The 14,011-nt window shown below is 48.3% G+C and carries 17 protein-coding genes and 1 other annotated feature; of the genes, 7 read left to right on the forward strand and 10 right to left on the reverse strand.

Features of this window, described 5'->3' with window-relative positions; all coding sequences use genetic code 11:
- Positions 1 to 33: 33 nt before the first annotated feature.
- Together tsaA and CWI76_RS03620 are read left to right on the forward strand one after the other, a co-directional pair.
- Positions 34 to 744: a tRNA (N6-threonylcarbamoyladenosine(37)-N6)-methyltransferase TrmO gene (tsaA, locus tag CWI76_RS03615; RefSeq protein ID WP_126758992.1), complete on the forward strand. Its 711-nt coding sequence runs from the start codon at positions 34 to 36 to the stop codon at positions 742 to 744.
- Positions 745 to 814: 70 nt separating this feature from the next.
- The gene (locus CWI76_RS03620; RefSeq protein WP_126758993.1) at positions 815 to 2,521 is read left to right on the forward strand and encodes a proline--tRNA ligase; all 1,707 of its coding nucleotides are present in this window, start codon (positions 815 to 817) and stop codon (positions 2,519 to 2,521) included.
- An 86-nt stretch (positions 2,522 to 2,607) separates the two neighbouring features.
- Here the strand turns inward: CWI76_RS03620 and gpt are convergent, their stop codons facing one another.
- On the reverse strand, positions 2,608 to 3,093 hold the full coding sequence (gene gpt / locus CWI76_RS03625; RefSeq protein WP_126758994.1) for a xanthine phosphoribosyltransferase: 486 nt from the start codon (positions 3,091 to 3,093) through the stop codon (positions 2,608 to 2,610).
- Between the two features lie 5 nt (positions 3,094 to 3,098).
- Positions 3,099 to 4,400: an NCS2 family permease gene (locus CWI76_RS03630; RefSeq protein WP_126758995.1), complete on the reverse strand. Its 1,302-nt coding sequence runs from the start codon at positions 4,398 to 4,400 to the stop codon at positions 3,099 to 3,101.
- 135 nt (positions 4,401 to 4,535) lie between these two features.
- Between CWI76_RS03630 and CWI76_RS03635 the strand changes: the two genes are divergently transcribed.
- Complete coding sequence (locus tag CWI76_RS03635; protein ID WP_126758996.1) at positions 4,536 to 4,856, forward strand: 2Fe-2S iron-sulfur cluster-binding protein; 321 nt, start codon at positions 4,536 to 4,538, stop codon at positions 4,854 to 4,856.
- On the opposite strand, the gene CWI76_RS03640 is transcribed toward CWI76_RS03635, so the two are convergent.
- The 5 genes from CWI76_RS03640 to prmB are packed head-to-tail and all read right to left on the reverse strand — an operon-like array spanning position 4,853 to position 8,746.
- Entirely contained in the window at positions 4,853 to 5,995 is a 1,143-nt protein-coding gene (locus CWI76_RS03640) for an ATP-NAD kinase family protein (RefSeq protein WP_126758997.1), read from the reverse strand. The two genes, CWI76_RS03635 and CWI76_RS03640, sit on opposite strands and share 4 nt — an antisense overlap.
- Positions 5,988 to 6,122 carry an entericidin A/B family lipoprotein gene (locus CWI76_RS03645; protein WP_156265926.1) on the reverse strand — a complete coding sequence of 45 codons (135 nt, stop codon included), beginning with the start codon at positions 6,120 to 6,122 and terminating at the stop codon, positions 5,988 to 5,990. The genes CWI76_RS03640 and CWI76_RS03645 overlap by 8 nt, the downstream gene beginning before the upstream one ends.
- Positions 6,119 to 6,655, reverse strand: a complete 537-nt coding sequence (locus CWI76_RS03650; protein ID WP_126758999.1) for an elongation factor P hydroxylase — start codon at positions 6,653 to 6,655, stop codon at positions 6,119 to 6,121. Before CWI76_RS03650 ends, CWI76_RS03645 begins: the two co-directional genes overlap by 4 nt.
- Positions 6,656 to 6,685: 30 nt before the next feature.
- On the reverse strand, positions 6,686 to 7,789 hold the full coding sequence (gene aroC / locus CWI76_RS03655; RefSeq protein ID WP_126759000.1) for a chorismate synthase: 1,104 nt from the start codon (positions 7,787 to 7,789) through the stop codon (positions 6,686 to 6,688).
- 48 nt (positions 7,790 to 7,837) lie between these two features.
- Positions 7,838 to 8,746 (reverse strand): 50S ribosomal protein L3 N(5)-glutamine methyltransferase, encoded by a 909-nt coding sequence (gene prmB / locus CWI76_RS03660; RefSeq protein ID WP_241967940.1) that lies wholly within the window; start codon positions 8,744 to 8,746, stop codon positions 7,838 to 7,840.
- Between the two features lie 101 nt (positions 8,747 to 8,847).
- Here prmB and smrB point away from each other — a divergent pair, with 101 nt between their 5' ends.
- On the forward strand, positions 8,848 to 9,351 hold the full coding sequence (gene smrB, locus CWI76_RS03665) for an endonuclease SmrB (protein ID WP_126759001.1): 504 nt from the start codon (positions 8,848 to 8,850) through the stop codon (positions 9,349 to 9,351).
- 153 nt (positions 9,352 to 9,504) lie between these two features.
- Here the strand turns inward: smrB and sixA are convergent, their stop codons facing one another.
- The 3 genes from sixA to CWI76_RS03680 are packed head-to-tail and all read right to left on the reverse strand — an operon-like array spanning position 9,505 to position 10,812.
- A complete protein-coding gene (sixA, locus tag CWI76_RS03670) occupies positions 9,505 to 9,996 on the reverse strand; it encodes a phosphohistidine phosphatase SixA (protein ID WP_126759002.1) in 492 nt (163 codons plus the stop codon).
- Positions 9,997 to 9,999: 3 nt separating this feature from the next.
- Positions 10,000 to 10,371, reverse strand: a complete 372-nt coding sequence (locus tag CWI76_RS03675; protein WP_126759003.1) for an RnfH family protein — start codon at positions 10,369 to 10,371, stop codon at positions 10,000 to 10,002.
- 3 nt (positions 10,372 to 10,374) lie between these two features.
- Positions 10,375 to 10,812 (reverse strand): type II toxin-antitoxin system RatA family toxin, encoded by a 438-nt coding sequence (locus CWI76_RS03680; protein ID WP_126759004.1) that lies wholly within the window; start codon positions 10,810 to 10,812, stop codon positions 10,375 to 10,377.
- A gap of 140 nt (positions 10,813 to 10,952) precedes the next feature.
- Here CWI76_RS03680 and smpB point away from each other — a divergent pair, with 140 nt between their 5' ends.
- From smpB to CWI76_RS03695, 3 genes are all read left to right on the forward strand, one after another.
- Complete coding sequence (gene smpB / locus CWI76_RS03685) at positions 10,953 to 11,432, forward strand: SsrA-binding protein SmpB (protein ID WP_126759005.1); 480 nt, start codon at positions 10,953 to 10,955, stop codon at positions 11,430 to 11,432.
- A 137-nt stretch (positions 11,433 to 11,569) separates the two neighbouring features.
- Positions 11,570 to 11,667 (forward strand) — a sequence feature (Trp leader region).
- Between the two features lie 95 nt (positions 11,668 to 11,762).
- Complete coding sequence (locus CWI76_RS03690) at positions 11,763 to 13,379, forward strand: anthranilate synthase component 1 (protein ID WP_276567246.1); 1,617 nt, start codon at positions 11,763 to 11,765, stop codon at positions 13,377 to 13,379.
- Positions 13,369 to 14,010, forward strand: coding sequence for an aminodeoxychorismate/anthranilate synthase component II (locus tag CWI76_RS03695; protein WP_126759006.1), 642 nt, complete (start codon positions 13,369 to 13,371; stop codon positions 14,008 to 14,010). The genes CWI76_RS03690 and CWI76_RS03695 overlap by 11 nt, the downstream gene beginning before the upstream one ends.
- Position 14,011 lies beyond the last annotated feature (1 nt).

The raw sequence follows: 14,011 nt of genomic DNA on the forward strand, positions 1-14,011 counted from the left end.
CCAGATACATTCACCATGCCCAAGCATACAAATATGACTTCTCATAGCATTGAGCCGATAGGATTCATTGAATCCCCCTATCCCGAGAAGTTTGCCGTACCGCGACAACCAGGACTCGTTTCTGCAGCAAAGGCTCGAATCGTATTGCAAGGTGATTATGGACATCCTGATTGTGTTCGGGGTTTGAAGGAGTTCTCCCATATTTGGGTTTTATTTTTATTTCACCAAACCACAGCTCAGGGTTGGAAACCTCTGGTACGCCCTCCACGTCTGGGTGGCAACGAAAAACGCGGCGTATTTGCAACTCGCTCGACGTTTCGTCCCAATAATATCGGTTTGTCGGTGGTTCAAATGATCAATATCGAACATCAAAACAAGCAGACGATTATTGACGTGCAAGGTGCTGATTGGGTAAATCACACACCGGTGGTTGATATTAAGCCTTACGTGCCCTACGCCGATGCCATAGCAGAGGCAACTGGCGGCTTTGCGCCAACCGCGCCAGAAAAAAATTTGATGACTACCTTCAGTGATCAAGCACTATATGAACTGCAGCATCTAATGCCGCAATATCCGGAATTACAAGCGCTAATAACCCAAGTACTTGCGCAAGATCCTCGCCCCGCCTATCAGCAACACGACGATGATGAACGCGAATACGGCATGACGTTATACAACGTGAATATTCGTTGGCGCGTGCTGAATCAACAAAATCATGTAATAAGTATCAGTAAAGGCTTTTGACACAGCGCCGCTACTGATAGAATTTCACGGTAATCACACCATTGGAATTTTGCTGGAATTTGAGGATCACATGCGTACCAGCCAATATTTATTAGGAACATTAAAAGAAACACCTGCCGATGCAGAAGTTATCAGTCATCAATTGATGCTGCGCGCCGGTATGATTCGTAAAGTTGCCGCCGGACTCTATACGTGGACACCGACAGGTTTACGTGTGTTACGTAAAGTTGAGCGTGTCGTTCGCGAAGAGATGGAACGCGCTGGTGCTCTAGAAGTTCTTATGCCAATGGTTCAACCCGCTGATTTGTGGGAAGAGTCAGGTCGTTGGAATGACTACGGCCCTGAGCTACTTCGTTTACACGACCGAAATAACCGTGACTTCGTATTAGGCCCAACTCATGAAGAAGTCATCAGTGAATTAGCACGCAAAGAGATTAGCAGCTACAAACAGTTGCCGTTGAACATGTTCCAAATTCAAACCAAATTCCGTGACGAAATTCGCCCACGTTTTGGGGTGATGCGCTCACGCGAGTTCATCATGAAAGATGCGTACTCATTCCATCTAGATCAAGACAGCCTACAGCAAACCTATGACGTGATGCATGCAGCTTACTGCCGCATCTTCGAGCGCCTCGGTCTCGATTATCGTCCGGTTATTGCCGACACTGGCTCAATTGGTGGTAGCTCATCGCATGAGTTTCATGTGTTAGCGAGCTCAGGTGAAGACGACATTGCGTTTTCAGACAGCTCCGACTACGCCGCCAACGTTGAAATGGCTGAGGCTGTAGCGCCTGCAACACAACGCCCTGCGCCGTCGGCTACAATGGAAAAAGTTGCCACCCCTGATGCTAAAACAATTGCTGCATTAGTTGAGCAGTTCAAGTTGCCCGTTGAAAAAACCGTCAAAACACTGATTGTGCACGGCGCTGAAGAAGGTCAACTGGTTGCCTTGATTATTCGAGGCGATCACGAACTCAACGAGATTAAAGCTGCGAAACATCAGTTGGTCGCTAGCCCGCTGGTATTTGCAACGGATGAAGAAATTCGCGCGGCTATCGGCGCTGGCCCGGGCTCATTAGGCCCAGTTAATTTGCCAATGCCATTGGTTATTGATCGCAGTGTCGCAGTCATGGCGGATTTCGCTGCTGGTGCCAACGAAGATGGCTTCCACTACTTTAATATCAATTGGGAGCGAGATGTCGCCCTGCCAGAAACCTTTGATCTGCGTAATGTGGTGGCCGGTGATCCAAGCCCCTGTGGTCAAGGCACTCTGCAAATCAAACGTGGCATTGAAGTGGGTCATATTTTCCAACTCGGTAAGAAGTATTCTGAAGCCATGAAAGTTGGTGTATTGACCGAAACCGGTAAACACGAAACCTTAACAATGGGTTGTTACGGTATCGGCGTATCCCGTATTGTTGCGGCTGCCATTGAACAGAACCACGATCAATACGGCATCATTTGGCCTGACGCTTTGGCACCGTTCCAAGTAGCATTGGTACCGATGAATATGCACAAGTCAGCTCGAGTGCAAGATGTTGCTGAGAAGCTCTACACCGAGTTAACGGCGGCCGGTATTGATGTATTGTTTGATGATCGCAAAGAGCGCCCAGGCGTGATGTTTGCCGATCTTGAGCTTATCGGAATTCCACATCAGATCGTGATTGGTGAGCGTAATCTTGATGAGCAAGCGGTTGAATACAAATCGCGGCGCAGTGGCGAGAAAGAAAAACTTGCCATTGACTCAGTTCTGCAGCATTTGCAGAGCAAATTTTAACTCCTATAACTGTCTAAATAGTATAAAAAAAGCCCGAATAAGTTAATTCGGGCTTTTTTTATTCGTCGTATGACTGAGCTTAGCGATTAACTCTCAGAACCCGCTAGTGGCTCCACATAGTGCAAATGCATATCCCATGGGAAGTGAATCCATGTTTCTTGCTCAAGGTCAGCAACAAAATCATCAACTAATTGCATACCTGCTGGCTTTGCATAAACCGTGATAAATTTAGCTTTTGGAAAACGCTCGCGTAAAAACTTCAAGGTATTACCGGTATCAACGAGGTCATCAATAACCAAGAAGCCTTCGCCATCTTCGGTTGCGTTCACATCTTTGAGCATGGTTACGCTGTCGCGTTGGCTGTCGTGATCGTATGAACTCACACAAACTGAGTCGACAACACGTACATTCAGCTCACGTGCAACAATTGCTGCAGGCACTAAGCCGCCACGACTTACCGCAATAATGCCGCGCCATTGTTCAGCTGGTAACTGGCGGCGCGCCAGTTCCTTAGTTGCCCGATGCAACTCTTCCCACGATACGAAAAACTCGCGATTTGAATGCCATCCCATAATGATTACCCCAACCAAATAAATTTAGCGACAAACAGCGCTGCTAATACCGCAACACTCCAATTTAATTCACGGACTTTGCCTCCAAGCGCTTTCACGACAACGTAGCTAATAAATCCAAGCGCAATACCGTCAGCAATTGAGAAGGTTAATGGCGTCATCAATAGCACAACAGCGACTGGAGCCGCTTCCGTAATATCGTCCCAATCCACTGAACGAAGTGTAAACAGCATCAGTACCGAGACGTAAATAATAGCGCCGGCGGTCGCATAAGCCGGAACCATGCCCGCCAACGGCGCGAAGAATATAGCCAAAACGAACAATAACCCCACCACCACTGCGGTTAGTCCAGTCTTACCACCAGACGCAACACCAGATGCTGATTCAACGTAACTGGTAGTGGTCGACGTACCTAATGCGGCACCTGCAATGGTAGCGGTACTGTCAGCCATCAACGCGCGTTCAAGACGCGGTAATGAACCATCTGGCTTCGCTAAACCAGCGCGTTGTGCGACGGCCATTAAGGTGCCCGACGTATCAAATAAGTCGACAAATAAGAACGCAAAAATCACGCTCAACATGGCAACATCGAACGCAGCGGCAATGTCCATTTGCATAAACGTTGGTGCCAAGCTTGGTGGCGCTGCAACGATGCCATTATACTGAACATCGCCAAGCAAAAATCCGGCTAAGGTCACTAAAAGTATACTAATCAGCGCGGCACCTTGAATACCCCGTGCAACCAAACCAATAATCAGAAAGAATCCCGCGCCAGCGAGTAGCACAGACAGTTGCGACATGTCTCCCAACGACACTAAAGTGGCATTGTTCGCGACAATAATGTTGGCATTCTTTAGGCCTATAAGCGCTAAGAAAGCACCGATACCTGCGGCGATTGCGAGTCGAAGCGTTACTGGTATGGCATTAATGATCCACGAACGCACACGCAAAGCAGAGAGTAAGAAGAATAAAATACCGGAGAAGAAAACCGCACCGAGCGCCGTCTGCCACGTGTACCCCATACCGAGTACAACACTATAGGTGAAAAAAGCGTTGAGCCCCATCCCCGGAGCCAAAGCTACAGGATAATTCGCCCATAAGCCCATCACCAAACAGCCAATAGCAGCAGCTAAACAGGTGGCGACAAAAACAGCACCATAGTCCATCCCCGCTTCGCTAAGCATTGAGGGATTGACGAAAATAATATACGCCATGGTTAAAAACGTCGTGATACCCGCAACGATTTCACGTTTTACCGTACTTCCTTGCGCTTTGATTTGAAACAATCGCTCCAATAAAGCCTGCATAAGCCCCCACTCTCGCTCTGCTGATTAAAAAATTGCGGTATTCTACAATAATTTCATCGCTTTTGCCGCACTATTATGTGGTAACCTGTTCGCCTTCAATGCACTTCGCAACCATTATTCAAGGAGTTTTTAGTCATGCCTCGAGTCATATACATTGATGCCCAAGGCGGCGAATTTGAAGCTGAAGTTGAGGTTGGTCAAAACCTGATGGAAGGTGCGGTTGATCACATGATCGACGGTATTCTTGGCGAGTGTGGTGGCGTCATGTCATGTGCAACGTGCCACTGCTATGTTGATCCAGCCTGGGTTAACAAAATTCCACCCGCGAGTGAAATGGAAGAAGACATGTTGGACATGGTGATCGACCCGCAAGATAACAGTCGTCTCAGTTGCCAAATCGAAATGACCGAAGAGTTAGATGGAATTGTAGTTCGTTTACCGAAATCGCAATTTTAAGCGCTTTCAATCCGCACGAATACTTCATCATGGTAGCCGGTTGTCACGCGCATGAGCCCGGACAATTCGGCATCCAATTCAGGTTCTCCAGTATCTACAAGCAGCGGACGCTGGCCTAGCGCTTGTAACTTCGCTTTGGTTGCCACAATTTGAATGTTCTCTTTACCAATACTGCGAATCACTGCTGGGCTCAATTGTTGATTACCGCGTCCAAAAATATGGCCTTGCCCACCAATCACGGTAATAATCAACCGCACAGGGCCTTGATGCTCGTGGATGAGTTGTTCAAGCTGTGAAGCTGTCACGTCGCTAGCAATCACCTTTCCTGCTAGCACCACATCGACACCTAATAGCGTATTTGGCAGGTTTAATTCCTCCATGATAAACGCCACTGTTGAGCCTGAACCCATGATATACAGCGTATCATCGTCCATGCTCTCAATCACATCGGCGGCGATGTCTGCGAGTACAAGTTCATCGCTTTCTTTACCACCCATTTTTACTGCTTGTACATAACGCAGCTCCGCTGGAACTAGCATTTCACCATATCGACGCGCTCTTACCGTCCCCTGACGAAACGCATCTTCATCAATATCCATTACATCCGCATTGGTCACGCTGGTCAGTTGACCTTGAATAAGTTGCTCAAGCACCTTGCCCGCAGCAGTGGGTGATATCGCATAAACGCCTGAGTGAATTTTCACGCCGGCAGGAATACCAAGCACAGGTCGGTGGGCCGGATAGACCGCGCAAACGTCGCGCGCGGTGCCATCGCCGCCCGCAAACAAAAGTAAATCGATATCATCTCGCTTAGCTAATAACTGAGCTAGCTCGCGCGTATCGTCCGCCGATGTGAGCGACTGTTCTGGGGTATATATGACGTCATAGGCAAAGCCGCGCTCACGCACCATCTCCTCACCGAGGCCATTTGCACCGGTGACAAACTGAACGTGATTCGAATAGGCTTGAATAACCTGAAGTGCTTGGTTTACGCGTAGCGGCGCTTTCGGCGTTGCGCCCAACTCAAGTGCTCGCTTCGCCGTGTCGGCGCCGTCACTCCCTTTTAAAGCAACGGAGCCGCCCAAACCTGCGTATGAATTGACAATGAGACCAATACGAAACAACGGAGTCTTATTCACCTTTATCGCGGGTACCTTCTTGAATGGCTTCGCCGGCACTCTCAAGATCCTTGCCGATGCCTTCAATAGTGGCACAGCTACTCAAACCTAACGCGACTAAAAGCATAATAAAATGGCGATTCTTCATGTTATGTTCCATTTAGTTATTGTTGTTGCGGGCCAAGGCTGTTGATAAAACTCAGCCAAAGCTCGGGCAAATTTCTCCGCTCGTGGCGGAATGCCTTCAATTATATAGCGAGATAATTGTTCTTGAACAGCTTTTGTAAACGCTATTCTATCTACCTCAATACCGCCTAAGTTATCTACGCTGACCTGAAATGGCACACCCGCGCACAACGAAAACAGCCACTCTAATGCTTGGGGTTTGCGCTCCACTTGCTCAAATTCAGCTTGTTGCTTTGCATCACGGCCATCTGGTTCATACCAATAACCATAATCAAATAGTTGCCGACGCTGTTCACCGGCAATGCACCAGTGAGCGATTTCATGTAAAGCCGAAGCAAAAAAGCCATGCGCAAAAACTATCTGATGATAATCATCTGCGTGTTGCATAGGTTGATAATAGGGCTCATGGGTTCCAGCGACCAATCGGGTTTTGTAGTCACTATAAAAACACTGGTCAAACAGCTCAATGAGTTGCTGATAATGATGTTGTGGCATACTTCTCAACAGCACCTAGATAGAACAACGTCATAATTCAATATTTGGAACGCAAGCGTGCACGTCGCCATTTTGCGCCCGCTGACGTAACCAATGATCCATGATCACCAACGCAGCCATCGCTTCGACCACCGGTACACCGCGGATTCCAACACAAGGATCATGGCGGCCACGCGTCACAATTGAGCTTGTTTCGCCGCGAATATCAATCGTCTCACCAGCAATGGTGATGCTTGACGTTGGTTTAAACGCAACTTCGGCGATAATTGGCTGACCACTGCTAATGCCACCCAGTACCCCACCAGCATGATTACTAGCAAAACCTTTCGGCGTTAAGGCATCGCGATGTTCACTGCCGCGCTGACCGGCAACCGCGAATCCATCCCCGATGCTCACTGCTTTTACCGCATTGATACTCATCAACGCTTTCGCCAAATCAGCATCCAGACGATCAAATACCGGTTCACCTAAACCAACGGGTACGCCGGTCACCTCAAGACGTACGCGCGCGCCAACAGAATCGCCATCTTTCAACAACTGTTTGAGGTACTCTTGTGCCGCTTCTGACATCGTTCGGTCTGGGCAAAATAATGGATCGCTAGCGACATGTTGCCAAGCAAAATCTGGCTGACCAGGGTCGGTACAATGTGGACCTATTTGAACCACGCCCGCGTGAAACTTAATACCGAACTTTTCGACTAAGTATTTTTGCGCAATAGCGCCAGCGGCAACTCGCATCGCCGTTTCGCGCGCCGAAGAACGACCACCGCCGCGATAATCGCGCACGCCATATTTGTGGGCATAAGTATAATCAGCGTGGCCTGGTCTGAATTTATCTTTTATATCACCGTAATCTTTACTGCGCTGATCGGTGTTTTCAATGAGTAGCCCAATCGGCGTTCCGGTCGTTTTCCCTTCGAATACGCCTGAGAGAATCTTTACGCTATCCGCCTCACGACGGGCGGTCGTAAATCGATTTTGCCCAGGTTTCCGACGATCAAGGAACGGTTGAATATCTGCTTCAGAAAGCTCTAGGCCTGGCGGGCAGCCGTCAACAACAGCGCCAATTGCAGCGCCGTGGCTTTCGCCAAAAGTTGTGACCCGAAATAATTCACCCCAAGTATTTGCTGCCATCACTCTGTCTCAGTCGTTGTTGTTACGTTCTAGTCGTGTGGTTTCGCGCTAAAATTTTTCGCGATGCGCAACGAGGTCGGCATACGTCAGCACAAATACACCGTCGCCACCGCGCTCGAATTCAACCCAATCAAACGGAACTTCAGGAAACTCTTCGGCCAAAGCGACCCATGAGTTGCCTACCTCACAAACCAAAACACCGTGCTCGGTCAAGTGTTCCGGTGCTTCACGTAAAATGGTACGAACTAAATCTAAGCCATCATCACCAGCTGCGAGACCAAGTTCTGGTTCATGTCTAAATTCGTCTGGTAGATCCGCCATATCCTCGGCATCGACATACGGTGGATTCGTCACAATAAGATCATAACGTTGCTTCGGCACACCATCATACAAATTCGACTGAATAGGAATAACGCGCTCTTCTAAACCATGCATCGCGATGTTCTCTTCAGCAACAGCAAGCGCATCTAACGATAAATCCAACGCATCAATATCGGCCTCATCAAATGCATAGGCACAAGCAATAGCAATACAACCACTTCCTGTACATAAATCAAGAATCCGCTTCGGTTCTTGCGCTAGCCACGGTGTAAAACGCTTCTCGATCAACTCCGCAATCGGCGAACGTGGTACCAGAACGCGCTCGTCAACAATAAATGGCAGCCCAGCAAACCATGCTTGGCCAATTAAATAAGCCGCTGGCTTCCGCTCTTCAATACGTGTCGTCACCAACGACACAAACTCATCCAGTTCGTGTTCTTGCAAGTGGGCCTGCTCAAATATAGCGAGTTGCTCAAAATTTAACTGAGTCACATGCCCTAACAAAAGTTGCGCTTCGCTGTAGGCGTTATCGGTGCCGTGGCCAAAATAAACATCTGCGCTCTGCATCGCGGTGACAGCCCAACGCAGCGCATCATGTAAATTGGTTTGCGTAAATGTGACATTTACCTGTGACAAGGTAGGTTCTCCGAAGTTGTTCCGTTCTTTGCCATAAGATACCCTAATAGCACTAAGTTCGCATCCAAAGATGTACGTTGATAGATACAAATCGAGTGGTTATGAGTGAAGATTCAGACGATTTCGCACTGTTTCGTGAGCAAGTAAAGGTCGATCGCCGCATTCGCAGCGAAACCGTGCAAGCGCCGCGCCCCAAACGAGCCAGGAAACCTTCAGGCTCGAATACCCCTGAACGCCAACAGCAGGCGGAGTTTTTCTTTTCTGATACCTTTCGAGCGCATTTCCCCGAAGGTCCCGTACGCTATTGTGCAGAAGGCGAATCATCGCACTTACTCAAGCAGCTTCGCCGCGGCGATTATCCACCCGAATTATTTCTTGATTTACACGGTATGACGCAAGCCGAGGCCAAGCGCGAAATCGCCGCGCTACTGCATGCTTGTACAAAACAGAATATTGACTGTTGTTCCATTATGAGTGGTCACGGGAAGGGTATTTTAAAGGAGAATTTACCGCATTGGTTGGTACAGCATCCGGCGGTGCGAGCGTTTCATCAGGCGCCTGCGGCTCACGGTGGCAACGCCGCCCTCCTCATCCTCATTCGTTAATCGTTAATCGTTATTCGTTATTCGTTATTCGTTATTCGTTATTCGTTATTCGTTATTCGTACGTTCGCTTCGCTCACTGTTCGTCCGTGCTTCGCACTGTTCGAAGAGCGCAGCGGACGAACAGCGTAGCGCACGAATAACGAATAACGGTTTTTAAGGAACGACCATGCGGATGAAGTCGGCTCGCTGCATCGCCACATCCAACTTCAACTCCGCCATCCCAGCCGTCGGAAACAACAACGGCGGCGTTTTCTTATCCAGCGTCGCCACAAGATAGCTCACAAACGGCATATGCGACACCAACACAATGGTTTCAGCGTTCGGATAGCGGCTTTGCAACATTGCAAAAAACCAATCACAGAATTCTTGCGGATCGCTTTCAGGAATCGCATCATCAGCAACATCGCGGTGACTGGCGGGAGTAATGGATTCAACAATGGTCGCGGTTTGCTGGGCACGAATAAATGGGCTGGCTAATAACCAATCGAATTGCGTTCCCTGTTCTTGCATGTAGCTTTTCAGCCAATCGGCACTTGCCAACACCTCACTCTCACCGAGCGTGCTTAGCGGGCGTATTGCATCAGCTTTTAATGCCTGCGCTGGTTCAGCATCACCATGGCGCATAATAAACAGGGTAACAGCCACGACTTATTCGTTCTCCTCAGCTGAATCAGCTGATTCATCTTGGCGTCGACGTCGACGTCCACCAGTAACCGGATCGGCTCGCCCCTCATCTATAGCTTGATCCGCACGACGGCGTCTAACCGCTTTAGGATCAGCAATAAGTGGGCGGTAAATTTCGATACGATCACCTTCTCGTAATTCATGATCGAGCTTAACCGCTTTACTCCAGATACCAACCTTTTGTTCCGAGAGATCAATTTCTGGGAAATATTGTTTGATCTGTGAACGCTCAATCGCATCTTCAACTATCGTACCGACAGGAACTCGCAGCGGAATAATTTGCTGACGTTCAGGCGTTGCGTACGCTACTTCAATTTGAATTTGTTGCGGTGCCATTATTTATTGTGACCCATACACTTGTTGTGCACGCTGTACAAACGCATCAACCATGCGGCTTTGCAGCTCATTAAAAATTTTACCAAATGCCATGCCGAGCAGACGATTCGCAAACTCGAATTCCAGCTTTAACACAATTTTGCAGGCCTGTTCATCAAGCTTATGGAAACTCCAGCCACCACGCAAATACTGAAACGGTCCATCCACAAGCACCATATCAATTCGTTCAAACGGTACAAGCGTATTACGTGTTGTGAACGATTTACTGATTCCGGCTTTAGAAATATCGAGACGGGCGACTTTATTTTGCTCATCGCTCTCTAGCACCGATGCACTGCGGCAACCTGGCACAAACTCCGGATAACGATCGACGTCATTCACCAATGCGTACATTTGCGCATCGCTGTATGGTACTAAAGCACTCCGTTCAATAGTCGGCATCGCAGTCCTCGTTTGGTTAAAATGATGCGCATGATAGCGCATTTCATACATTGAATCACCCTCTCAAATTGAGCAAATAAACCCGTGATTTTGCAATAAAACAAATTTTAATTTTTCCTGCCATCGGTATAATACGGCGCATGAGCAAAACTAAAAAAAATCAAAATTCAAATACCATCGCGTTGAATAAAAAAGCGCGGCACGAATATTTCCTCGAAGATAAATTTGAGGCCGGCTTAGCCCTGCAAGGTTGGGAAGTAAAAAGTATCCGTGCTGGTAAGGTCAACATTAGCGACACCTACGTCATCATCAAAAATGGCGAAGCCTATCTACTTGGTGCGCAAATTCAACCACTTATCTCAGCCTCAAGCCACGTTGTGTGCGACCCTGAACGCACCCGCAAGCTCTTATTAAAAAAGCGCGAGCTCGACAAACTAATCGGTGCCAGTGAACGCGAAGGTTACGCCATTGTCGCCACGGCAATGTATTGGAAAAAGCATTTGGTGAAGTTAGAAATTTACCTCGCCAAGGGTAAGAAGTCTCACGATAAGCGCGACACCATTAAAGAACGCGATTGGCAGCGTCAAAAGGCGCGCATTATGAAGCACAACGTTCGTTAATAGCGACTGTCAATTGAGCGTTGACATCACTTTTTAATCGCGATACATTCGACTCATCAATTAGACAAGCTAGTCATTTAGTTTACAAAATAAAGGAAGCAGCCGTGATAACAATGGCACAGCAATCACAACTACGTAAAAACTGGTGGTGGCATTTCCCGAGCTAGCGGGCGATGTATCTGTGCGTGTTAATCACGTTTGCTACAAACCCGCTTCGATAAGCGGGTTTTTTTATTCACGCTTATCGATATCAAGCGGCAAAAGAAAGTTATACAACTTTGAACAACCAAAAGTTATCGACTATCACTCAACAAGAAAGAGTACTGTAGCGTGAATATTATTGAACAACCGGGCTTCTTGACGAGTTTACGCATGAAGCTACCGTATCAAGCCGATACGCTTGCCGTATACGAAAGGCTCTGCTCGCCGCAGCAGCCAAGTTTATTGCTCGATTCTGCCGAAATTCAGTCGCGGCAGAATCTCAAAAGCTTGCTCATGGTGAATGCCGCCGTGCAATTTACCTGTCACGGCCAAACCGTCATCATTAAAGCGCTTACCAATAATGGCGCAGCGCTATTACCATGGTTAGCGCAACAGCTTGACGCACTTGGTAGCGATGTTTGCGAGGTCACGGCAACCAACCGACAGTTGCAGTGTGAGTTCAAACAAACAAAGGCCGTTGCAGACGAAGATTCGCGGTTACGTGCTCCTAGCAATGTCGAACCGTTACGAATTGTTCAGCAAAAACTACAAACCAAAGCGCAACTTGGTGCACCGCATGCCATGGCGATATTTATCGGCGGTGTGTTTGCCTATGACTATGTGGCAACGTTTGAGCAATTACCCTACGTTGAAACAGCTGAAAATAGCTGTCCTGATTATCAATTCTACCTCGCTGAAACTTTGCTTGTTATTGATCACCAACGGCAAACAACCGAGCTTCTAGCTAGTCTTATTAGCGGACCACAGAGTGCGGAATATTATGCGGATATAGCGGCGCAAGTGGGTCAAATTGCTGCCTTATGCCAATTTCCGTCAATGCAAAAGCAAAGCAAAAACCAAGGTGTTGATGACGCTTTGAAGGTAACCCCTTCGGCCAAAGCGTTTGCCCAACAAGTTCTGCAGCTGAAAGAACACATCAGTGCTGGCGATATCTTTCAAGTGGTGCCTTCGCGGCGTTTTCAACTGCCATGCAGCGATAGTTTATTAGCCTATGCAGAGCTTAAAAAGGCCAATCCGTCGCCATATATGTTTTACCTGCGTACCGATAGTTTCGAGTTGTTCGGCGCGTCCCCCGAATCGGCGCTCAAATACACGGCAGCAACTAATCAAGTTGAGTTATACCCGATTGCCGGCACTCGTCCACGCGGTAAAAATGCCGATGGTACGATTCACGCCGATCTAGATAGTCGCTTAGAGCTTGAATTGCGTTTAGATCAAAAAGAACTCTCTGAACATATGATGCTGGTGGACCTCGCACGCAACGATTTGGCTCGTATTGCACAGCCGGGTACACGCTACGTCGCCGATTTGCTGCAAGTCGACCGTTATTCGCATGTCATGCACTTAGTTTCTCGGGTAGTCGCGCAATTGGCTGACGATTTAGATGCGTTCCATGCTTATCGCGCCTGCATGAATATGGGCACCTTAGTAGGTGCACCTAAAATTAGCGCAGCAACGCTGATTCGCCAAGTTGAACAGCAACGGCGTGGTAGCTACGGCGGTGCCGTCGGCTATGTCAATGGTGCTGGTGATATGGATACCTGCATTGTGATTCGTTCGGCCTTTGTCAAAGATGGCTTAGCGACCATTCAAGCTGGCGCTGGTGTTGTGCATGATTCCGACCCTGCCGCAGAAGTTGCCGAAACCGAAAACAAAGCGCGTGCAGTCATCGAAGCCGTACGTCATGCCAATAAACGTATTCAGGAGGCTGCGAATGCTCGCTAATCCAACAACGCATACAACGGCCCCTGATCGCATTGTGATGCTCGATAACTTCGATTCATTCAGCTACAACCTCGTAGATGAATTGCGCCAGCTTGGCTACCCATTGGTGGTTTATCGCAACGATATCGACGTGCAGCAGTTGATAGCGAACATGCGCGACTATTCTGGGCGGCAGCTCTTATGTTTATCGCCAGGGCCGGGTCACCCTGCTCATTCCGGCAACTTGCTGGCGTTGATAAAAGCCGCTCAAGGCCATTTCCCTATGCTTGGCATCTGTCTTGGCTTTCAGGCGCTCATCCATGCCTCGGGCGGCGAGGTGGACCGGTGCCCTGATATTGTGCATGGCAAAAAAGCACTGATCGAAACTCGCCAACATTGCATATTTGAACAGTTGGATAATCCATTAACTGTGGCTCGCTATCATTCATTGTGTGGCTACAAGTTGCCCGACTCAATTAAAGTTCTTGCGGCAACGGGGGCAATTCCGATGGCGGCAGAATTCCCAGAATTTCAGGCTATCGGCTTTCAGTTCCATCCGGAATCTATTTTGACCAGCCGCGGTACGCAGCTATTAGCGCAAACCGTCGCCTACTTATTTCAACAATACCGATCTGAGCCGTACGGGGGTTAAT

The sequence above is a fragment of the Pseudidiomarina marina genome (assembly GCF_003987045.1).
GTDB lineage: Bacteria > Pseudomonadota > Gammaproteobacteria > Enterobacterales > Alteromonadaceae > Pseudidiomarina > Pseudidiomarina marina.